We start from the raw sequence: 20,142 nt of genomic DNA on the forward strand, positions 1-20,142 counted from the left end.
TGGCGTCGGACTCACACCCACCTCACACACTCGGCAACTCCCGCCCGTCCCGGCGAAGATCGCGAACATGTGAAGCAGGTCACAAGCCCAACCGCTCCGCATCTTATGCCCGTCGCTCTGTGATCTGCGACACGGGGTATTACACAAGCTTTGTGATCTCCACCACCCGACGAAGGATCATCACGTCGAGTGAGCGGCGATCTTCACACGTGAAGCGCCCGAACGATCACCAGACGTGACATTCGCGCTCGTCACCGCAGGCAGCGGGCGGCGTCTCAATATCAAGAGACTTCTCTTGCATGCAAATTGGAGTTGGACGCGACCGCTTGATAGTGGGAGCCCGTTCACACGTCAGAAGGAGTCGGTCGGCACGGTGTGGACGCGTGCACGCGTTCACGAAGTCACCCGTCGGCGGTACCCACGCGAGACGCAAGCATTCCGGTAACCGTTCCGTGACCTGCACCACACTCATGAGAGGCGCATGAGAACCGGGCTTGGCCACCTGTCCCAACCAGTGGTAGTCGTCAGGCAATTCGGACGTAACGACGAAAGACCGTGATCACCGGCCTGATCGGGCAGGTCCGCAATGTCCGTTACGGCGTCAATAAAGAACGACACACCCGAAGTTCGAGGTGTCCGTTGAACAATTGTGGCGCAGCACACGTTTCTTGAAGGTATGGAGGAGTCCCTGATACCGGTTGGTCTCATGTCCCACACCGCTCACATACGCAGCCACCGGAAACCCCGCCGCAGCGCGACGTCGAACATCGCCGTGCGTGCCGGAGTTGCCGGTGGCGTTCTCAGCATGGCGGCGGCGGGCGCGGCCTCGGCCAACGCGGCCGAGACGACGCAGACCCTGCAACTGCCCACCCTGACGGCCGATCTGTCCACCCAGGTCGCACAGTCCGCCGAGGCCACCCAGCAGGCCGCGGCGAACTACCAGCTGCAGGCCGAGCGCGACACGGCAGCCGCAAACGCCGCGAAGCAGGCCAAGGCGGACCTCGCGGACGCCCAGAAGAAGGCGGAGGCGAAGAAGAAGGCCCAGGAGGACGCCCGTAAGGCCGCTGCGGAGCGCGCCACGTCTCGGAGCACCGAGCGGACCACCCTGGCCGCTTCCACGGGCAGCAGCACCTCCACGAGCTCTTCCACGGCCACGGGTTCGGCCGCGGCCGTCGTGGCCTTCGTGAAGGCGCAGATCGGCAAGTCCTACGTCCTGGGCGCCACCGGCCCCAGCGCCTACGACTGCTCGGGGCTCGTCGGTGCCGCCTTCAAGCAGGTCGGCATCAGCCTGCCGCGTGTCTCCCAGGACCAGTCGACCGCCGGTACTCAGGTGTCCCTGAGCAACCTTCAGGTCGGCGACATCCTGTACTGGGGCAGCGCGGGCAGCGCGTACCACGTCGCCGTGTATGTGGGCGACGGCATGTTCGTCGGCGCGCAGAACCCCTCCACCGGCATCGTGGAGAGGCCGCTGTCCTACGACCCGCCGACGGGCGCGGTGCGGGTGCTCTGAGCCCGCGCACAACGCCGTGAGCATGGGACCGTTGCCTCGGGGGCGACGGTCCCCTCGGCGTACCCCGGTCCTGCCGCGCGCTCTCCGGGCGTCCCCACTACCGGAGTTCGCGGTCTCCCTGGAAAGCTCTTCTCTCAAGGTTCTCAAGTTCGGCTGACCACACAGCCGGACGCCAAACCCGAGGAGAGCAACTCATGCCACGTGTCTTCGTCCAGGGAAGCCCCGTCGACTCCTACCCCCGCCCCGCACCCGAGGCCGGGCGCGGCTGCGTGCGCCGCGTCACCGAGGTCGGCGAAGAGGTTCTGCACCGGCCGAGCCGGGACGTCACCGAGTTCGGTCCCGACCTCGCCGCGCTCATCGACGACATGTTCCTCACCATGTACATCGCCGACGGAGCCGGTCTCGCGGGCAACCAAGTGGGCGTCGATCTGCGCCTGTTCGTGTACGACTGCCTCGACGACGACGGCGTCCGGCATGTCGGACACATCATCAATCCGGTCCTCGACCCGCTCGACCCGGCCGGGCGCCGGCTGCTCGACGAGGGCGAGGGGTGCCTGTCGGTGCCGGGGGCGGTGATGGACGTACCGCGTCCGGACCGGGCCGTGGTGCGCGGGCTCGACAAGGACGGCACCGCGCTTGTGATCGCGGGCACAGGCTACTTCGCGCGCTGCCTCGCCCATGAGACCGACCACGTCAACGGTCAGGTCTATCTGGACCGGCTCTCCAAGCGGGACCGCAAGGAGGCGCTGCGGCAGGTGGCGGACCGACGGGACGAGGTGTTCGCCCGCCGGGCCGCCAGGACGGCCGCGCTCAGCGGCTGATCGCGCCCGAGCCCGAAGCCTGCTCCACGGCTATGCCTTCGGCGCCACCTTGCTCAGCCCGTTGATGATGCGGTCCATCGCGTCGCCGCCCGTGGGGTCGGTGAGGTTGGCCAGCATCTTCAGGGTGAACTTCATCAGCAGGGGGTGCGTCAGGCCGCGCTGGGCCGCGATCTTCATGACCTTCGGGTTGCCGATGAGCTTCACGAAGGCGCGGCCCAGCGTGTAGTAGCCGCCGTAGGTGTCCTTGAGGACCTGCGGGTAGCGGCGCAGGGCCAGTTCGCGGCTCGCGGTGGTGGGGCGGGCGTGGGCCTGGACGATGACGTCGGCGGCGATCTGGCCGGACTCCATGGCGTAGGCGATGCCCTCGCCGTTGAAGGGGTTCACCAGGCCGCCGGCGTCGCCGACCAACAACAACCCCTTCGTGTAGTGGGGTTGGCGGTTGAAGGCCATCGGAAGGGCGGCGCCCCGGATCGGGCCGGTCATGTTCTCGGGGGTGTAGCCCCAGTCCTCGGGCATGGACGCGCACCAGGCCTTCAGCACCTCGCGCCAGTCCAACTCCTTGAAGGAGTCGGAGGTGTTGAGGACGCCGAGGCCGACGTTGGAGGTGCCGTCGCCCATGCCGAAGATCCAGCCGTAGCCGGGGAGAAGGCGGTCCTCGGCGCCTCGGCGGTCCCACAGTTCCAGCCAGGACTCCAGGTAGTCGTCCTTGTGGCGGGGCGAGGTGAAGTAGGTGCGGACCGCGACACCCATGGGGCGGTCCTCGCGGCGGTGCAGGCCCATCGCGAGGGAGAGGCGGGTGGAGTTGCCGTCGGCGGCGACCACCAGGGGCGCGTGGAAGGTGACTTCGCGTTTCTCCTCACCGAGCTTGGCGTTGACGCCGGTGATGTGGCCGGTGCGCTCGTCGATGATCGGGGCGCCGACGTTGCAGCGCTCGTAGAGGCGGGCGCCCGCCTTCTGGGCGTTGCGGGCGAGTTGTTCGTCGAAGTCGTCGCGCTTGCGGACGAGGCCGTAGTCCGGGAAGGAGGCGAGTTCCGGCCAGTCCAGCTGGAGGCGCACCCCTCCGCCGATGATGCGCAGGCCCTTGTTGCGCAGCCAGCCGGCCTCCTCGGAGATGTCGATTCCCATGGCCACGAGCTGCTTGGTGGCGCGCGGGGTGAGGCCGTCGCCGCAGACCTTCTCGCGCGGGAACTCGGTCTTCTCCAGGAGGAGGACGTCGAGTCCGGACTTGGCGAGGTGGTAGGCGGTGGCGGAGCCGGCTGGCCCCGCGCCGACGACGATCACATCGGCGGTGTTTTCGGAGAGGGGCTCGGTCACGGCGGGATCTCCCCAAGTTCGGAATCTGCGTGCCGACCGGCACTGGACATGGGCAGTCTATTCAGCGCCACTGATCACCAGGCTGAAGGGCTGCCCCGTGAACCGAGCTCTCCCCGCAGTACGGCTGCGCGTCCCGACCGATGAGGACGCCGTGGCCTGGCACCGGGTCTTCGACCACCCGGACGTCATGGAGTTCCACGGCGGCAGGCCCGCGGAACTGTCCGTCTACGAGGAGCTGACCGCCCGCCAGCGCCGGCACGACGCGGAGCGCGGTTTCTGTCTGTGGACGATGCTCGACGACTCGGACCGCGTCATCGGCTTCACCGGCGCCCAGCCGTGGCCGCAGGACTGGGGACCGAAGGGCGAGATCGAGATCGGCTGGCGGCTGGGAAGGGAGTTCTGGGGTCGGGGGTATGCCACCGCGGCGGCGGAGGCGACCCTGGAGCGGGTGCGGGCGGCCGGGGTGCCGAGCGTGGTGGCGATGGTCCTGGCCCGCAACACCCGGTCCATCGCGGTGACCAAGCGGCTGGGCATGCACCTCGCCGAGGTCTTCACCACGCCCACACGCAAGGAGGAGGGGCACTGCTACCGGCTCATACTGTAACTCAGAGTAACTAACAGCTACAGAACGACACTTGATGCTTCCGGTCGGGACCGGACCGGGGTTACCCTTCCGGTACCGCTGGGGGTGACATCTGTGCGCTTAACGCCCAAAACACCTGAAGTGCGCGTACCGCGGCTCGTCGGCCTGATGGCCGTGGACGCGCGCGAGACAGCCCAGGCTCGCGGCCTGTTCATCAACGCGCCGGACCGGCCCGACTTCCATCTCGCCGTCGTCGACTACGTCGTACGGCAGTACCCGCAGCCCGATGCCGAGGTGCCGCGGGACTCCATGGTCTACGTGTGGTTCGACTTCGGTGAGGGGGACGGCGGGGGCGGTATGCGCGAGCCGCGGATACCGAGGCCGCCGAGCGGCGGGATGCAGCGCGAGCTGGACGAGCCGCCGGGCGACACGTTCTTCGCGACGGTGATCAGCTAGCCGGTGATCAGCCGGCGGAGCCCACACCGTCGGCGGAGCCCGCGCCGTCAGCAGCCCGGGGCGTCCTTGAAACCCCGGTGCAGGGCGACGATTCCGCCGCTCAGGTTGCGGTAGGCGACCTTCGACCAGCCGGCCTTGCGCAGGCGCTCGGCCAGCGCGGGCTGGTCGGGCCAGGCGCGGATGGACTCGGCGAGGTAGACGTAGGCGTCGGGGTTCGAGGAGACGGCGCGGGCGACCGGCGGCAGCGCGCGCATCAGGTACTCGGTGTAGACCGTGCGGAAGGGCGCCCAGGTCGGGTGTGAGAACTCGCAGATCACCACCCGGCCGCCCGGCTTGGTCACCCGGTGCAGCTCGCGCAGCGCGGTGTCCGTGTCCTGCACATTGCGCAGCCCGAAGGAGATCGTCACGGCGTCGAACGTGTCGTCCTTGAACGGCAGCCTGGTGGCGTCGCCGGCCGTGAGCGGCAGCCAGGGGTGGCGCTTCTTGCCGACCTGGAGCATGCCGAGGGAGAAGTCGCAGGGGACGACGTAGGCGCCGCTCTGGGCGAAGGGCAGTGAGGACGTGGCCGTACCGGCGGCCAGGTCCAGGATCTTCTGCGCGGGGCGGGCGTCGACCGCCTTGGTGACCTCCTTGCGCCATCGGCGGTCCTGGCCGAGCGAGAGCACGTCGTTGGTGAGGTCGTACCGTTCCGCCACGTCGTCGAACATCGAGGCGACTTCGTGCGGCTGCTTGTCCAGGGATGCGCGGGTCACATGCCCATTGTGGCAGTACGGGCCGGGCACCCCGAAGGCACCCGGCCCGTAGCGCACGCGTCGAAAAGGAATCTCACGACGGCAGGAGTCTCGGTTTCTTCTTCGCCGCCACGTCCTCCACCCAGCCGCACAGCACGATGAAGAGCGCGATGAGAATCCAGCCGATGCCGAACATGAACCACTGGCTCCCCAGCGGCAGCCACTTCTCGAAGGCCGGCACCTTCCAGAACTGGTCGGTCAGCGGCACCGCCAGCACGAGGGCGATCTCGTGCCAGAGGTAGATGGTCACGGCCCGCGAGTTGAAGATCGTGACGATCCGGTCGAGCTTCTTGAAGCGGGTCAGCCAGGCGAAGTCGATGTTGAAGTAGGCCTTGGCCCACATCAGCAGCATGACGTAACCGGCCGACCAGTAGGTCTGGGCGAGCGGGCTCTCGTCCAGGTCGTAGGTGCCGCCCGCCTCGGCCTGGTGCGTGAAGGCGTACCAGCCGCCGAACACGATCGCGGCGACCGACAGCGTCACCACCAGGAACGGCTTCAGCTTCTGCAGCACCCCGTCGCGGTGGGCGAAGCCCAGGATCCAGCAGAAGAGGTACGTCGACAGGTCCCACAGGGCGTTGCCGAAGCGGTTGTCCGGCCCCGACCACACGAACTTCAGGACCACGATCGGCACCAGCGTCAGCAGCAGCACCGGGATCGGCGCCTTGCGGAAGATCCACAGCAGCGCCGGCGAGAGCAGCACGAACCAGAGGTACGTCCGCAGGTACCAGAGGATCTCCCAGGCCTGCAGCCCCCAGGCGTTGCCCGGCGGATCCCCTACCGGCACCACCCAGAACACGATCTGCCAGCCCGGCATCCAGTCGTGGATCATCATCGCCACGACCACGAAGAAGCCCCAGAACCAGAAGGGCGGCAGCAGCCTCCGCATCCGGCTCTTGACCACCTTGAACGCGGGCCGCTCCAGCGACTTCGCCATCAGCGTCCCGGCCAGCCCGAACATGATCCCCATCGAGGGGAACACCATCCCGCACCAGGCCCACCCGAAGGTGTGGTAGGTCACCACCCGGATCAGCGCGACGGCCCGCAGGGTGTCGAAGTACCGGTCCCGGCCCGCCGGTTCGGCCGCGGGCTTCGACTCGGGAGCCTCCTCGACAACCGGCTCCGGCTCGGCCACCGACTCGGGCTCCGGCTCCGGCTCGGCCACCGACTCGGGCACCGGCTCCAACTCCGGTTCTACGACGGGAAGAGGCGCCGTGGCGTACACCGGCTGCCCGTGGTCGACGTACTGCGGAGGCTGTTGCTGCTGTTGATACGGGTACGGCTGCTGCGGCTGGCCGTACGGCTGGGGCTGGCCGTAGCCGTCATAACCGTAAGGCTGTTGGGGGTACTGAGGTTGCTGGGGCTGGCCGTACCCGCCGTAGCCCTGTTGCTGTTCCCAGGTCATCAGCTCGCCCCCGCCGGTGTGCCGACCTCGCCGGTGCGCTTGAGTTTCTGCCAGCGCAGCCGGCCGCCGGTCAGGGCGGTGATGGAGGAGTGGATGAGGACGAGGTACATCATCTGGCGGTAGGCCAGTTGCTGCAGCGGCATCATCAGCAGGTAGCGGTACTTCTCCCGGTCCAGCCTGAACGCGTAGGCCGCGCACAGGAGTTGGATGCCGAGGACCGCGAACCACATCGCGAGGGACGCCCAGAAGTCGACGAAGATCATCGAGTAGACGGTGAAGACGTCGATCAGCGGGGCGAAGACCGGCGTGATGATCTGGAAGATGACCACCAGGGGCATGCCGACCCGGCCGAAGCGGCCCGAAGGACCCTTGTCCGTAAGGGACTTGCGGTGCTTCCACAGGGCCTGCATGGTGCCGTAGGACCAGCGGTAGCGCTGCGACCAGAGCTGCTTGAGGGAGGCCGGGGCCTCGGTCCAGGCCCTGGCGTGCTCCTGGTAGACGACCCGCCAGCCCTCACGGTGCATGGCGATGGTGATGTCCGTGTCCTCGGCGAGGGTGTCCTCGCTCATGCCGCCGACCTGGAGCACCGCCTCACGGCGGAACGCGCCGATCGCGCCCGGGATGGTGGGCATGCAGCGCAGCAGGTCGTACATGCGGCGGTCGAGGTTGAAGCCCATCACGTACTCGATGTGCTGCCAGGCGCCGATGATCGTGTTGCGGTTGCCGACCTTGGCGTTGCCCGCGACCGCGCCGACCTCGGGGTCGGCGAAGGGCTGCACGAGCTGCCGTACGGTGTCGGGTTCGAAGACGGTGTCGCCGTCCATCATCACGACGATGTCGTAACTCGCGCTGCGCACACCGTTGTTGAGGGCGGCGGGCTTGCCGGCGTTCTCCTGGCGGATGACCCGGACGTTCGTCATGCCGAAGGAGCGGGCCGCCTCGCGGGCGATCTCGGAGGTGCCGTCCGAGGAGCCGTCGTCGACGACGATGACCTCGATCGGGTGGGTGCTCTTCGCCAGCGACTCAAGGGTGTTGGCGATGCACTCCTTCTCGTTGTACGCCGGGACGATGACGGTCACCGGTCCGGTGACGGTCGGTCCCCAGCTGAACCGGCGTTTGTTGCGCTGTCTGTAATGGCGCCGGGCGAGGATCAGCATCATCCCGAAGCGGCTCATCACGGCGACGCCGACGACCGTGAGGCCCGCCGCGAGTCCCGGCACCACCCACTCGGCGACCGTGACGGCGTAGATGAGCGCCTTGCCCTCGTAGAGGGTCATACCGGTGGCCTCGCGGTGGGCGCCCTGGAGGACCGAGGTCCTGCGGGTGCCGTTCTGGGTGCCGCCCGTGCCGCCGACAGCCGAGCCGACCGTCTGGCCGCCGCCCGGGGTCGTGCCGGCGGGCGCTCCCGAAGGTGCCGCGGAGGGCTGTCCGCCGGCCTCGACCGTGCCGGTGCTCGTCCCGGCGGCGGCACCGGTACTCGCGCCCGCACCCGTGCCGTTCGCCGCCCGCTCGGCGGAGGCGTTCTTGGCGATGGCGCCGCTCACCGTGGTGAACGTGTAGCCCTTCGCCTTCATCTTCTCGATGTACGTGGGCAGCGCCTTCATGGTCTGCGAGCGCACACCACCGGCGTCGTGGAAGAGCACCGAGGAGCCCGAAGTCCCGGACGGCGTCGCCCACTTGATGATCTTCGCGACGCCGGGCTGCTTCCAGTCGTCGCTGTCGGTGTCGACGAAGACGCTGGTGTAGCCGGAGGCGCCGAGCTTCTTGTAGACGGGGTAGCTGTAGTTGTCGATGGCGTCCGTCTCCGAGGAGTACGGCGCGCGGAACAGCGTCGTCGTGATGCCGGCCGCGCCCGCGAGCGCGAGCTGCGTCTGTTCCATCTCCCGCTTGATGCGGGCGTCGCTCTGGTAGGAGAGGTCGACGTGGGTGAAGGTGTGGATGCCCACCTCGTTGCCCTGCGCGACCATCTGCTTCACGATGCTCGGATAGCGCGAGACCATCGAGCCCACCAGGAAGAACGTGCCCGGCACGTCGTACTTCTTGAGGATCTTCAGGACCGTGGGCGTGTAGGTGGGGTTCGGGCCGTCGTCGAAGGTGAGGACGATGGTCTTCTTCGGGATGGTCTGGGTGACCGGCGAGCCGTTGCGGAAGGTCAGGATCGGGCCGCCGTTGAGCACCTTGTCGGGAACCTTGCCGGCGCTCGCGCCGTCCCGGACGCGCTGGTCGCCGCCGACTTCCGCACGCAGGTAGCCGTCGAGCAGCATCACGCAGGTGAGGCCGAGGAGAAGCAGCAGGGCGAGGATCACTCGGGGCCGTTGGAGAGCGGCGGCCTTGCCGGCCGCGCGCTCCATCCGAGTGGGGGCGCGTCGGCGCCCACGCGAGGGAGTCGTCGTAGTCATGGCTGCGGTGGCGCTCCGGTCAGTGTGCGGTGGCTGAGGAGGACGGGGCCGCACTCGTGGGGGCGCCCGAGGGGATGTCGGTCGGAGCGCCGGTCGGAACACCGGAGGGCGCTACGCCGCCTCTGCCACCGTTGGGGCCGTAGCCGCCCCCGGGGGCCGAACCGGCCTGGCCGCCGCCGAAGGGCAGCAGCGAGGAGGGGTTGATCGAGATGCCCCAGCCCATGAACGCCATGCCGAGTACGAACGCGTACCCGAGGCAGACGGTGCCCATGAGGAGGCCGATCCGGCGCAGCACCTTTGACCGGCGGCCGGAGTTGTCAACGAACACGGGACCTTCTGCGGACCCGTTGCCGCGTTTGCGGCGGCTACCTCGCGCAGAGGCGCTGTTATCGATGGCGGACTCGGATTGCATTCCCCAGACATTAGGCCGCCTTTATGTGACCAAAACTCTGATTCCCTTGTGAGCCCGCCAAGAAAAATGCCGCAACCTGTGCCTTTCCTTAGAGAACCCAGGAAATGCCATATGAGCGGCCGGTGTCAGTAGTGTCCTCAATTTTCCGCTTCGTCGCCCGACTTGACCGATTCGAGCAACGATACCCGTGGGTTTCCTATGTTTTCTCTGTCTTCGTAAGACACAGCCCCATGTGCTTCATTTAGGCTGCGGAAACCGACTCTGTTTCCATCCTGAGACAGAAATCACCGTCCCCACGCGGAAAGGGTGCATACTCAATGAGGAGTTTCCTGAAACCGGCGGCCGGGCTCACCTGCTTGTTTGCCCTGACGGTCACCGGCTGCTCCTCCAGCTCCGGTGACTCGTCGGATGCGGCATCCAAAGCCACGGAGAAGGCCGAGACCACCCCCTCCGAAAGCGCCTCTCCGACGCCTTCGGCTGCTTCGTCGAGCACGTCCTACGCCCCGTACGTCAGCGTCACCACCGCCTCCGGCATGGACAGTTCGGGGTCCCCGACGACGTACAACCTCGCCTTCGTGATCGCCTCCGGCAGCAGCTGCACGCCGAAGTGGAACGGTACGACCGCGATCGACAACGCGGCCGTGAAATCCAGGATCGCGGCGCTCAAGACGTCCGGCGCCACCGTCCGCGTCTCCTTCGGCGGGGCCTCCGGCAAGGAGCTGGCGGAGACCTGTACCAGCGCGACGGCCCTCGCGAAGGCCTACGGCGAGGCGCTGGACGCGGCGGGATCGACGCAGGCCGACTTCGACATCGAGGGCGACACCCTGACCGACTCGACCTCGGTCGCCCTGCGCTCCAAGGCGATAGCCCTGCTCCAGAAGGAACGCACCGACCTCAAGGTCTCCTTCACCCTGCCCGTGATGCCGTCCGGTCTCGACTCCGACAGCCTGGCGCTGCTGGAGTCCGCGAACGACAACGCGGTCGAGGTCTCCACGGTCAACATCATGACGATGAACTACGGCGAGTCGTACACCGGGGACATGGGCGACTACGCGATCACGTCGGCCACGGCCACGCACACCCAGTTGAAGAAGGTGTTCGGGTTGTCGGACGCGGGGGCGTGGCAGGGGATGGCGCTCACATCGATGCTCGGTGTCAACGATGTGTCGGGGGAGACGTTTTCGCTGTCGGACGCGGCTCAGGTGCGGAAGTTCGCCGAGGAGAAGGAGGTCGCGTGGGTGTCGATGTGGTCGACGTTTCGGGATCAGCAGTGTGAGAGCGGGTCGTCCGATGACGATGCGGCGACTGATTGCAGTGGGGTGACGCAGGCCTCTGGGGCGTTCGGGGAAGCGTTTGCGGGGTGACTGGTTGTTTGCCGACTGACGGCCGTGGGGGCGCTTCCCTCACCGGCGTCTGTGAAGTAGCCGACCCGCACACACCGTTGCGATGCACTCGCCGGTCTCGTCGAATACGGCCAGGTCGGCTCGGCCCTGGTCGGCAACGGTCGGGTGAGTGAGGATCAGGACGTCGTTGCGCTTTGCCGCCGACCGGAGTTCGGCCGAGTCGACGTATTTCTCCAGGACAGCCGTCGCGCCCGTCTTCAGGACGGCGTGGATCCGCTCCCGTGGGCTCGGGGCGTCCGGGAGTGGGCCCTCGTGGATGCGGGCCGGGCCCAGGAGGCCCGGCCAACTCCGCACCCGGGCGCCGGGAAAGCGGGCCTGGATCTCCGCCAGCGTCCCGACGCCCGCGATCCGGGTGCCCTCGACGGCGACGGCACCCCCCTCGTCCGCCGTGTGAATCGTCAGCACAGCAGCCCTAGTTGGCGGACAGGAGCTTCAACTCGGGGTGGGCCGTGCCGCCTTCGATCGCCGTGGACGAGATGTGCGACATGACCCGCTCGTCGACGGGGTCGTTCGCCGGGTCGTCGTGGACGACGATGTGCTCGTAGGTGGTGGTCCGCTGAGCGGGTACGCGGCCCGCCTTGCGGATCAGGTCGATGATCTCCAGGCGGTTGGAGCGGTGCTTGGCGCCGGCCGAGGAGACGACGTTCTCCTCCAGCATGATCGAGCCGAGGTCGTCCGCGCCGTAGTGCAGGGAGAGTTGGCCGACCTCCTTGCCGGTGGTGAGCCAACTGCCCTGGATGTGAGCGACGTTGTCCATGAAGAGGCGGGCGATGGCGATCATCCGCAGGTACTCGAAGAGCGTCGCCTGCGTGCGGCCCTTCAGGTGGTTGTTCTCGGGCTGGTACGTGTACGGGATGAAGGCCCGGAAGCCGCCCGTCCGGTCCTGGACGTCACGGATCATCCGCAGGTGCTCGATGCGCTCGGCGTTGGTCTCGCCGGTGCCCATGAGCATGGTCGACGTGGACTCGACGCCCAGGTTGTGCGCCGCCTCCATGATCTCCAGCCAGCGCTCGCCGGACTCCTTCAGCGGGGCGATCGCCTTGCGGGGGCGGGCGGGCAGCAGCTCCGCGCCCGCACCGGCGAAGGAGTCGAGACCGGCCGCGTGGATGCGCGAGATGGCCTCCTCGACGGAGACCTTCGAGATCCGGGCCATGTGCTCGACCTCGGACGCACCGAGGGAGTGGATGACCAGCTGGGGATACGCGGCCTTGATCGCGGCGAAGTGCTTCTCGTAGTACTCGACGCCGAAGTCCGGGTGGTGTCCGCCCTGGAACATGATCTGCGTGCCGCCGAGTTCGACGGTCTCCGCGCACCGGCGCAGGATGTCGTCGAGGTCACGCGTCCAGCCCTTGGCGGTGTCCTTGGGCGCGGCGTAGAAGGCGCAGAACTTGCACGCCGTGACGCACACGTTCGTGTAGTTGATGTTCCGCTCGATGATGTACGTCGCGATGTGCTCCGTACCCGCGTACCGGCGCTTGCGTACGGCGTCGGCGGCGGCGCCGAGCGCGTGCAGCGGGGCGTCGCGGTAGAGGTCGAGCGCCTCTTCGGCGGTGATGCGCCCGCCCTCGGCGGCACGGTCGAGGACGGACTGAAGCTCGGCCTTCTCGGTCACCGGGAGGGTCCCTTTCGTCAAGGGTTGCGGACGGACCTTGCCAGCCTACGCCAGCGGATTTCCCGCACCGACCTCAGGCCGCGCGCACCCCGACCTCAGGCCGTGTACGCCCCGACCAGCAACCCGAGGAACGCGCCCGCGAGCAGAAACGGGCCGAAACGGACGCCGGCCCGCTGTCTCCCGCCGGGGACGGCCCCGTACACCGCCCGCAGCAGAAACCCCGCGAACGCGCCCAGCATCAGCGTCGGCCACCCGTACCACCCGAGGACGACGCCCGCCCCCACCGCGAGTCTCACCTCCCCGGCGCCCAGGCCACCGCCGCCGGGGTCGAGGCGGGACAGCGCGTAGTACCCGGCGCCGAGCGCGAGCGCCCCGCGCAGTGCGGTCGTCCAGTGACCGGCGTGCTCGGGCAGGACGGTGGCGACACCGAGGAGGGCGAGGGCGACACCCGCGGCGGGGAGCGCCAGGGCGGCGACGGCGGGCAGGAGCGCGAGCGGTGCGAGCAGCAGCCAGACCGCCAGCTCGGGCCTGATCCCGGTGGCGACGGCGAGGGCGACGCACAGCAGGACCACGAGGAGCGCGGTACCGGCACCACGCCGCCCGGCCCGCGCGACCACCGCGCCCGCACCGGCGCCCCACACTCCCGCGAGGGCGATGAGCAGATGGTCGTAGTCCATCGGACCGCTACCCGACCTTGGACAACCGTGCGGTCGGGGAGCCCTCGGCGGAGCTGTCCGACGCGTAGGTGAGGTCGTCGCCGGTGGGGGTGAGGGTGACCGTGTGGGCGGCCTGGTTGCACACGTCGCGGTTGGTCTTCGCGCCCGCGGCGCTCGCGACGAGCCGGGTCTTGGTCACCTGCTTCAGGGTCAGTACGTCGTCGCAGACACCGCCGAGCTGGTCGGTCTGCCGCAGGACGCCCAGCTGCTGCCCGACGCTCGCCTTGGCGACCGTGAGCCGGAAGGTCCCGTCCGGGAGGGTGCCGCCGAGTGCGGTGCCCTCGCCCTCCCAGGTGCCGAGGTAGGCGGCGGGGACGGACTGCAGCGGGGTGGGCACGGGTGAACTCGGCCCGCTGCTCGGCTCCTTGCTGGACGCGGTGCTCGCCACGCCGCTCGGCTCGCCGCTGGACGCGTTGCCCGGCCCGCCGGTCGAGGTCGCGGTGGGGGCGGAGTCCGCGGAGTTGTCCGTGCCCTTGCCGCCCGGGTGGATCCAGTACAGGAAGGTCGGCACGAGGGTCGCCACCGCGAGCGCCCCGGCGACGGCCAGGGCCACGGTGCAACCGACCCTGCGGCCCCGCCCGTTCGCACCCGGAGCGGTCGTGGCGGCGACGGACACGGAGAACTTCCCCGGACGCCTGCCGGTGTCCGGCGGAACGGTGTCGCTCAGCGGCAGGCCGTCGTACGGGGGCGTGTCACGAGGTTCGGGCACAAGAGTGGGCGGCCCCACGGGCGACCCCACCGGCTCCTTCGGCATCACCGGCGCCGGCCCGAACGCCCCGGCCCCGGCGGCCGGCCCGAACGCCCCCGCCTCGACCGTACCGACCCCCGCCCCCACCGAGGGACTGCTGAACCCCACCGGCCCGGACGGCATCCCCTCGGCCACTCCCGCCGCCTCAAGGTTCAGCAGCTGTACGGCACTTCGACTGACCTGCTCGACCAGCGCCCCCGGCAGCCAGCCACCGGCGACCAGCCGGGCGGCCCCTTCCGGCGCGAGCCGCCGGGACACCTCGCCCGGACTCGGCCGCGAGGCAGGGTCCTTGACGAGACAGGCCACGGCCAGCTCCCGCAACTCGCCCCCCATCTCCCCCAGTTCGGGTTCCTCGTGGACGACCTTGTAGAGCAGCGCGGCCGAGGAGTCGCCGGGGAAGGGCGATTCGCCCGTGGCCGCGTAGACCAGCACGGCGCCCAGAGAGAAGACGTCGGACGCCCCCGTCGCGCCCTTCCCGAGGATCTGCTCGGGGGCCATGTAGCCGGGCGAGCCGACGGAGACGCCGGTGGAGGTGAGGGAGGCCGTGCCGTCCGTGGCACGGGCGATCCCGAAGTCGATGAGGAGCGGCCCGTCGAGGGTGAGGAGCACGTTGGACGGTTTCACGTCCCGGTGCACGAGCCCCAGTTCGTGGACGGCCGTCAGCGCCTCGGCGAGCCCCGCGCCGAGCGCCCGTACGGTGGCCGTGGGCAGCGGCCCGCCGTCCGTGACGGCGGCGGAGAGGGAGGGCCCGGCAGCGTAGGCCGTAGCCACCCACGGCACGGAAGCCTCCGGGTCCGCATCCAGCACAGGGGCCGTCCAGGCGCCGCCCACCCGGCGCGCGGCGTCGACCTCGCGGCGGAAGCGGGCGCGGAACTCCTCGTCGAGCGCGAAGTGCGGATGCACGATCTTGACCGCGACCGTACGACCGCCCGCGCTACGCCCGAGATAGACCCGCCCCATCCCGCCGGAGCCGAGCCGTCCGAGCAGCCGGTAGGGCCCCACGACCGTGGGTTCGTCGCTGCCGAGCGGTTGCATGCCGTCCACCCCTCCCCCGTACGACTTCCAGCAGGGTAGTGCGCCGCGCCCGTCCGGTTCCTACGGCTGGAGCAGATCCACGTGCACGTCGGCCGGGAAGCCGGTCGTCGGCCCCACCCGGCGGGCGAACTCCGCGACGGCGGCGAGCTGGGGCGCACCGAAGCGGAAGTCGAGGGTGGTGAAGTACCGCTCCAGGACCTCCTCGTCGAAGTCCTCCCAGCGGGCGGCCTGTTCGGCGACCTTGCCGACCTCTTCCAGGGAGAGGTTGCGGGAGGCGAGGAAGGCCTCGTGGACCTTGCGGGTGATGGCCGGCTCGCGCTCCAGGTAGTCGCGACGCGCGGCCCACACGGCGAAGACGAACGGCAGCCCGGTCCACTCCTTCCACAGCGTCCCGAGGTCGTGCACCTCAAGGCCGAAGCGGGGCCCGTCGAGCAGGTTGGCGCGCAGGGCCGCGTCTCCGATGAGTACGGCGGCCTCGGCCTCCTGCATCATCAGGCTCAGGTCGGGCGGGCAGGTGTAGTAGTCGGGCCGGACGCCGTAGCGCTCGGTGAGGAGGAGCTGGGCGAGCCGGACGGAGGTCCGCGAGGTGGAGCCGAGGGCGACCCGGCGGCCGTCCAGCTGGTCCAGCGGGACCTGCGAGACGATCACGCAGGACATCACCGGGCCGTCGCAGCCGACGGCGATGTCGGGGAAGGCGACCAGGTCGTCCGCGTTGCGGAGGAACTCGACGAGCGTGATCGGCCCGATGTCGAGATCTCCCCGCACCAGCTGCTCGCTGAGCTTCTCAGGGGTGTCCTTGGTCAGCTCGAAGTCGAGAAGCGTGCCCGTCCTCGCGAGCCCCCAGTACAGGGGGAGGCAGTTCAGGAACTGGATGTGGCCGACGCGCGGCCGGGTGCGAGAATTGTCCACAACGTGAGGCTAGACCTCATGAGGTACGCTCCATACTTCGGCCCCACAGTCAAGCCTCTGGCGATCTTCAAACGTCCGAGTGATGTGATCTTGGCCTCTATTGCTTTCGGCTGCCCACATGCTAGGCTCGCCGCCAAGTTGCAGTTTGGTTTCCCTTGCAGTACAGAGCCTGCGGAGCATGTAACCGCAGGCTCTAGTCGTTTTCAGACGTATGCAGTAGTGCGGGACTTGTTTTCACACTTGCAGGGTTCTGGAGCAGGGCAACCCTTTGGGCCCAAGGAGGGCTTATGGCTACCGGAACCGTGAAGTGGTTCAACGCCGAAAAGGGCTTTGGCTTCATCGCCCAAGAAGGCGGAGGCCCCGACGTCTTCGTTCACTACTCCGCGATCAACGCGAGCGGTTTCCGCTCGCTCGAGGAGAACCAAGCGGTCTCCTTCGACGTGACCCAGGGCCCGAAGGGCCCGCAGGCGGAGAACGTCACCCCCGTCTGAGTCACCTGATCGCAGTCATTCGGTCTCGGAGCCTGGTGCTTTGATCCGGAACAGATAGCAGTACCCAAGGAGCCCCGTGCCGCAAGGCGACGGGGCTCCTGCCTTTGTCTCCGCCGGTTGGGCGGGCTGTCGGTGGGGGTCGGTAGGGTCCCGGCCCATGACATCCACCGAAGACGAAGCCGAAACCGAATCCGAAGCCGGCTTCGTGACCACCACCCGGACCTTCTACGACGCCGTCGCCGAGGACTACGCGGAGATGTTCGCCGGGGAGCTCACCGGGCCACGGGACGGAACGGTACTGGCCGACTTCGCCGAGCTGGTTGGCTGCGGCGGGGGCGGACAAGTGGCCGACCTCGGATGCGGACCGGGCCGTACGACCGCGTATCTCGCCTCCCTCGGCCTGGACGTCTTCGGCCTCGACCTGTCCGGGTCGATGCTCGCGATCGCGCGCCGCGAGAACCCCGGACTGCGCTTCCAGCAGGGCTCGATGCTGGAGCTGGACATCCCCGACGGAACGCTCGCGGGGGCCGTCTCCTGGTACTCGTCCATCCACACCCCTGTGGACCGACTCCCGTCCCTGTTCGCGGAGTTCCACCGCGTCCTGGCACCCGGCGGCCATCTCCTGATCGCCTTCCAGGCGGGCGACCGACCCCTCACCCTCGACCGGCCCTTCGGCCACCCGGTACGCCTGGACTTCGAACGGCGGCGACCGGAGGCGATGGCCGAGCTGCTGGAGACGGCGGGGTTCGCGCTGCGGTCACGGACCGTACGGGAGGCGAACACGGAACTCGGGGAGTCGTCAGCGCAGGCGTTCCTGACCGGTCTAAAGGCCGCGACTGTGCTCTAGGGCCTGTCGGGCACCGACCTCGCTGGGGTATTCGCGGACGGTGAGCCATGCGACGGACCAGCTGACGGCATAGGCGAGAATCGCCGGCAGCACGGGAGCCACGATCAGCGCGGGGAGGACGGCGGCACGAGCCAGACCCGGTGCCCGCGTGCTCTGCCCGCGTCTGGCGGCCCGGGCCTGCTGGGGAGTGGGCGGGTCCAGGAGGCCCTTGCGCAGTTCCCGGCGCTGCTTCACCCACCCCCAGACCAGGGCGGCGCAACACATGATCGCCTGCACCACGTCCCAGACCCTACGGACGGTCGGCGGCAGATCAGTGCGGGGAACACCCACGTAGAGCCTGAACTCGATGTAACAGAGGAAGGCCAGTACCGAGAGCCACAGCGCGGCCGTCGCGATCCTGCGCAGCCAGTAGCGCACCCCGCGCTCGTACCACGTGGTGCCCAGCGCGGGCAGAGCCGGGATCCGGGTGGGACTTCCCGTCACCGGGGTGTCAGAAGAGGCTTTTGATGCCATGCCACACGTCATCCTTCAGTCGTACGACGTCGTCCCCGGTCTCCGAGGCGACATTGCCGACGCCGTGCAGCACGCCGCCGACCACACCGTGGTCATGAATGTCCTCGCTCCAGTGCTCGTGGAACGAGTGGTCAAGGACATCCGTCCCGAGGATCGCCGCCCCGACGCCGACCGCCGCCACGGCCACCGCGCCTTCGACGGGCGCCGCCGCCACCGCGAGCGCACCGACGGCCACACCACCAACAGCCGCACCCACATCCACCGTCACCGCGTGCTGCCACGACCACCCCTTGTCATGGTCGTCCTTCGCCTCCACCAACCCGCACGCGGCAGCCGCGGCGACGTCGATGACCGGGACCTCCTTGAGGAACTCCGGGAGTGCCTCAAGCCCCTTGCCCAGCCTCAACGCGTCCGCCGCGTCAGCGAGTTTGACGTTCAGGAGCCGGTCGTACGGCAGCTTGCTGCTGCCGACGTCGGCGCGGGCGACGGCCTCCTCCAGGGAGTCGACCTTCATGACCGCGTCGCGGTAGGCGCCCTTCGCGGGGAGGTCCTTGGGCAGTGAACGGCCGGCTTTCTGGTACGCCTTGCGTTCCGCGCGGAGTTCCTTCTTCGCCGTCTGCTCGGCGGCCTTCGCGTCGTCGAGCTGGGCGCGCGCCTCCTTGGCGCCGGCCCGCGCGTCCTCCGCGTCGTAGGCGTACAGACCGCGCAGCGCGTCGGCGATGGTGATCTTGTCGCCGGTCGGCACCTTGTCAGTGACCTGGGCGTACAGACCGCGCAGTTTGTCCGCGGCGACCAGCCTGGCGTGCTGGGCGGTGTGCGCGACCTCCTTGCGGACCGTGTCGTACTCGGTCATCGCGGAGATCGCCTTTTGGTCGGCCGCGCTGGGTGGGTTCGCCGTGACCATGGGCAGCGGGACGCCCTTGTCGCCCATGGACACGCCCTTGCCCGTCGCGACATGTTCCGCGTTCTGCAGTGCCGTCTCGCACGTGGACAGCGCGTCGGCGAGGGTGCCGAGGATGTCCCCGGCCTCGAACACCAGGCTGGCGAACGCGCCGGCCGTCAGCGCGTCCTCGCTCCACTTCGCGCGGAACTCCTCCGCCGCGTCGCCCTTCCACCCGGCGTCGTCGACGAGCGACTCGACGGCACCGGTCACCGGCCGTACCACGTCGTCGAGTTGGTCCTTGGCGTTCTTGTACGTGGTGGCCATCGTGTGCAGTCCGCCGATGTCACCGCCGATCCAGCTGTCGCCCATCAGCCCTCTCCCACCATCAGGTCGTCGAACACCCCGTGGACGTCGACGTCGTGCCGGTGGAACGAGTCACGTGCGTACGCGACCTTGTCGCCGTGGTCGTCGAGCCGGTCGGCGAAGAGGGCGTGCAGGCCGAGGATGAGGTGGGCGACCTCCTTGATCGCGTCGTCGAGGCCCGCGTCGCCCCCGCTCACCACGGGCGGGGAGACCTGGGGGTGCAGCTTGCGGTAGTCGGTGGCCTGGTCGTGGAAGGTGGTGGCCATCGAGGTGAGGTCGCTCAGCACCGCTTTGAAGTCGGCCGACATCAGCGCACCTCCCGCGCGTAGGCGGCCACGTCGGCCGGCTGCCAGTTGTGCCGCCCCTGCTCCACCCTCGGGTCGAGGACGACGGTGGCGCCCCGCTCCCCCAGCGCCTCGGCGAGCGGCCCGATCGAGGTGAGAACCCACGGCTGGGCCTCGCCGAACGCGGCCACCAGCTTCTCGACCGTGGTGAAGGCGTAGGCCGCGGTGTGCCGCGCGGGATGCTCGAAGAGTTCGTAGACGACGAACGGCACCCGGACCGGCCGCCCGTCGTCGTCGACCGCGTCGACATACCGAGGATGGGCGGGCACGCAGACAGCCGTCTCGTACGGCGGCACCCCGGGGCGGGGCCCCGGCCGCCCGTCCGCTGCCGGACCCGGTGGCGGTGTCGCCTCCGCGTAGTCGAGCAGGCTCGACCGGCGCACCTCGGGCACCCCCGCTGCCGCCGGCCCCTGCGCGTACTCAAGAAGGCGTGAACGGTTCGGCTCCCCCACCGCCGGCTCCTCTTCCCCGTGATTCCCCGAAGGTCGTCGTGGTCGCTGTGGACGCATTCGCGCCATCACAGTAGCCACCGACCGAGGACCCAAATCCGGCTATGTCAGCCCTACCGGCCCGTTGCATGCGCAATGCAT

The 20,142-nt window shown here is 69.0% G+C and carries 21 protein-coding genes; 7 read left to right on the forward strand and 14 right to left on the reverse strand.

All coding sequences use genetic code 11. From position 1 onward, the window contains the following. The first annotated feature begins 706 nt into the window (after positions 1 to 706). Both OC490_RS44360 and def read left to right on the forward strand, forming a co-directional pair. Complete coding sequence (locus OC490_RS44360; protein ID WP_262063746.1) at positions 707 to 1,510, forward strand: C40 family peptidase; 804 nt, start codon at positions 707 to 709, stop codon at positions 1,508 to 1,510. A 194-nt stretch (positions 1,511 to 1,704) separates the two neighbouring features. Next, positions 1,705 to 2,331 (forward strand): peptide deformylase, encoded by a 627-nt coding sequence (gene def / locus OC490_RS44365; protein ID WP_262063747.1) that lies wholly within the window; start codon positions 1,705 to 1,707, stop codon positions 2,329 to 2,331. A gap of 30 nt (positions 2,332 to 2,361) precedes the next feature. Here the strand turns inward: def and OC490_RS44370 are convergent, their stop codons facing one another. Then, on the reverse strand, positions 2,362 to 3,645 hold the full coding sequence (locus tag OC490_RS44370; RefSeq protein ID WP_262063748.1) for a geranylgeranyl reductase family protein: 1,284 nt from the start codon (positions 3,643 to 3,645) through the stop codon (positions 2,362 to 2,364). A 97-nt stretch (positions 3,646 to 3,742) separates the two neighbouring features. Here OC490_RS44370 and OC490_RS44375 point away from each other — a divergent pair, with 97 nt between their 5' ends. Then, a complete protein-coding gene (locus tag OC490_RS44375; protein ID WP_262063749.1) occupies positions 3,743 to 4,249 on the forward strand; it encodes a GNAT family N-acetyltransferase in 507 nt (168 codons plus the stop codon). A gap of 120 nt (positions 4,250 to 4,369) precedes the next feature. Beyond that, on the forward strand, positions 4,370 to 4,684 hold the full coding sequence (locus OC490_RS44380) for a PASTA domain-containing protein (protein WP_200711435.1): 315 nt from the start codon (positions 4,370 to 4,372) through the stop codon (positions 4,682 to 4,684). A gap of 47 nt (positions 4,685 to 4,731) precedes the next feature. Here OC490_RS44380 and OC490_RS44385 read toward each other — a convergent pair whose 3' ends face one another. The 4 genes from OC490_RS44385 to OC490_RS44400 form a co-directional block, all read right to left on the reverse strand. Beyond that, positions 4,732 to 5,436: a demethylmenaquinone methyltransferase gene (locus OC490_RS44385; RefSeq protein WP_262063750.1), complete on the reverse strand. Its 705-nt coding sequence runs from the start codon at positions 5,434 to 5,436 to the stop codon at positions 4,732 to 4,734. 73 nt (positions 5,437 to 5,509) lie between these two features. Next, positions 5,510 to 6,877 (reverse strand): acyltransferase family protein, encoded by a 1,368-nt coding sequence (locus OC490_RS44390; RefSeq protein WP_262063751.1) that lies wholly within the window; start codon positions 6,875 to 6,877, stop codon positions 5,510 to 5,512. Beyond that, entirely contained in the window at positions 6,877 to 9,276 is a 2,400-nt protein-coding gene (locus OC490_RS44395; protein WP_262063752.1) for a bifunctional polysaccharide deacetylase/glycosyltransferase family 2 protein, read from the reverse strand. Before OC490_RS44395 ends, OC490_RS44390 begins: the two co-directional genes overlap by 1 nt. A gap of 19 nt (positions 9,277 to 9,295) precedes the next feature. After that, positions 9,296 to 9,604, reverse strand: a complete 309-nt coding sequence (locus OC490_RS44400) for a hypothetical protein (protein ID WP_200711439.1) — start codon at positions 9,602 to 9,604, stop codon at positions 9,296 to 9,298. Positions 9,605 to 10,005: 401 nt separating this feature from the next. On the opposite strand from OC490_RS44400, the gene OC490_RS44405 reads away from it, so the two are divergent. After that, the gene (locus OC490_RS44405; RefSeq protein ID WP_262063754.1) at positions 10,006 to 11,052 is read left to right on the forward strand and encodes a chitinase; all 1,047 of its coding nucleotides are present in this window, start codon (positions 10,006 to 10,008) and stop codon (positions 11,050 to 11,052) included. Between the two features lie 39 nt (positions 11,053 to 11,091). On the opposite strand, the gene OC490_RS44410 is transcribed toward OC490_RS44405, so the two are convergent. From OC490_RS44410 to OC490_RS44430, 5 genes are all read right to left on the reverse strand, one after another. Further along, the gene (locus OC490_RS44410) at positions 11,092 to 11,496 is read right to left on the reverse strand and encodes an imidazolonepropionase-like domain-containing protein (protein WP_262063755.1); all 405 of its coding nucleotides are present in this window, start codon (positions 11,494 to 11,496) and stop codon (positions 11,092 to 11,094) included. Positions 11,497 to 11,503: 7 nt separating this feature from the next. Further along, positions 11,504 to 12,703 (reverse strand): cyclic dehypoxanthinyl futalosine synthase, encoded by a 1,200-nt coding sequence (gene mqnC, locus OC490_RS44415; RefSeq protein WP_262063756.1) that lies wholly within the window; start codon positions 12,701 to 12,703, stop codon positions 11,504 to 11,506. A gap of 95 nt (positions 12,704 to 12,798) precedes the next feature. Next, the gene (locus tag OC490_RS44420; protein WP_262063757.1) at positions 12,799 to 13,380 is read right to left on the reverse strand and encodes a hypothetical protein; all 582 of its coding nucleotides are present in this window, start codon (positions 13,378 to 13,380) and stop codon (positions 12,799 to 12,801) included. A gap of 7 nt (positions 13,381 to 13,387) precedes the next feature. Further along, complete coding sequence (locus tag OC490_RS44425) at positions 13,388 to 15,202, reverse strand: serine/threonine-protein kinase (protein WP_262063758.1); 1,815 nt, start codon at positions 15,200 to 15,202, stop codon at positions 13,388 to 13,390. A 60-nt stretch (positions 15,203 to 15,262) separates the two neighbouring features. Continuing rightward, the gene (locus tag OC490_RS44430) at positions 15,263 to 16,111 is read right to left on the reverse strand and encodes a menaquinone biosynthetic enzyme MqnA/MqnD family protein (protein WP_262063759.1); all 849 of its coding nucleotides are present in this window, start codon (positions 16,109 to 16,111) and stop codon (positions 15,263 to 15,265) included. A 287-nt stretch (positions 16,112 to 16,398) separates the two neighbouring features. On the opposite strand from OC490_RS44430, the gene OC490_RS44435 reads away from it, so the two are divergent. Together OC490_RS44435 and OC490_RS44440 are read left to right on the forward strand one after the other, a co-directional pair. Beyond that, positions 16,399 to 16,602 (forward strand): cold-shock protein, encoded by a 204-nt coding sequence (locus OC490_RS44435; protein ID WP_003998944.1) that lies wholly within the window; start codon positions 16,399 to 16,401, stop codon positions 16,600 to 16,602. A 157-nt stretch (positions 16,603 to 16,759) separates the two neighbouring features. Continuing rightward, positions 16,760 to 17,449, forward strand: a complete 690-nt coding sequence (locus tag OC490_RS44440) for a class I SAM-dependent methyltransferase (RefSeq protein ID WP_262063760.1) — start codon at positions 16,760 to 16,762, stop codon at positions 17,447 to 17,449. Here OC490_RS44440 and OC490_RS44445 read toward each other — a convergent pair. The 4 genes from OC490_RS44445 to OC490_RS44460 are packed head-to-tail and all read right to left on the reverse strand — an operon-like array spanning position 17,426 to position 20,004. Beyond that, on the reverse strand, positions 17,426 to 17,962 hold the full coding sequence (locus OC490_RS44445; protein ID WP_262063761.1) for a hypothetical protein: 537 nt from the start codon (positions 17,960 to 17,962) through the stop codon (positions 17,426 to 17,428). The genes OC490_RS44440 and OC490_RS44445 overlap by 24 nt on opposite strands. Beyond that, entirely contained in the window at positions 17,940 to 19,214 is a 1,275-nt protein-coding gene (locus OC490_RS44450) for a hypothetical protein (RefSeq protein ID WP_262063762.1), read from the reverse strand. The genes OC490_RS44445 and OC490_RS44450 overlap by 23 nt, the downstream gene beginning before the upstream one ends. Then, a complete protein-coding gene (locus OC490_RS44455) occupies positions 19,214 to 19,516 on the reverse strand; it encodes a DUF6317 family protein (protein WP_262063763.1) in 303 nt (100 codons plus the stop codon). The genes OC490_RS44450 and OC490_RS44455 overlap by 1 nt, the downstream gene beginning before the upstream one ends. After that, positions 19,516 to 20,004: an SAV_915 family protein gene (locus tag OC490_RS44460; protein WP_262063764.1), complete on the reverse strand. Its 489-nt coding sequence runs from the start codon at positions 20,002 to 20,004 to the stop codon at positions 19,516 to 19,518. Before OC490_RS44460 ends, OC490_RS44455 begins: the two co-directional genes overlap by 1 nt. Positions 20,005 to 20,142: the final 138 nt, after the last annotated feature.

This window comes from Streptomyces sp. STR69 (genome assembly GCF_024519455.1).
Lineage (GTDB): Bacteria > Actinomycetota > Actinomycetes > Streptomycetales > Streptomycetaceae > Streptomyces.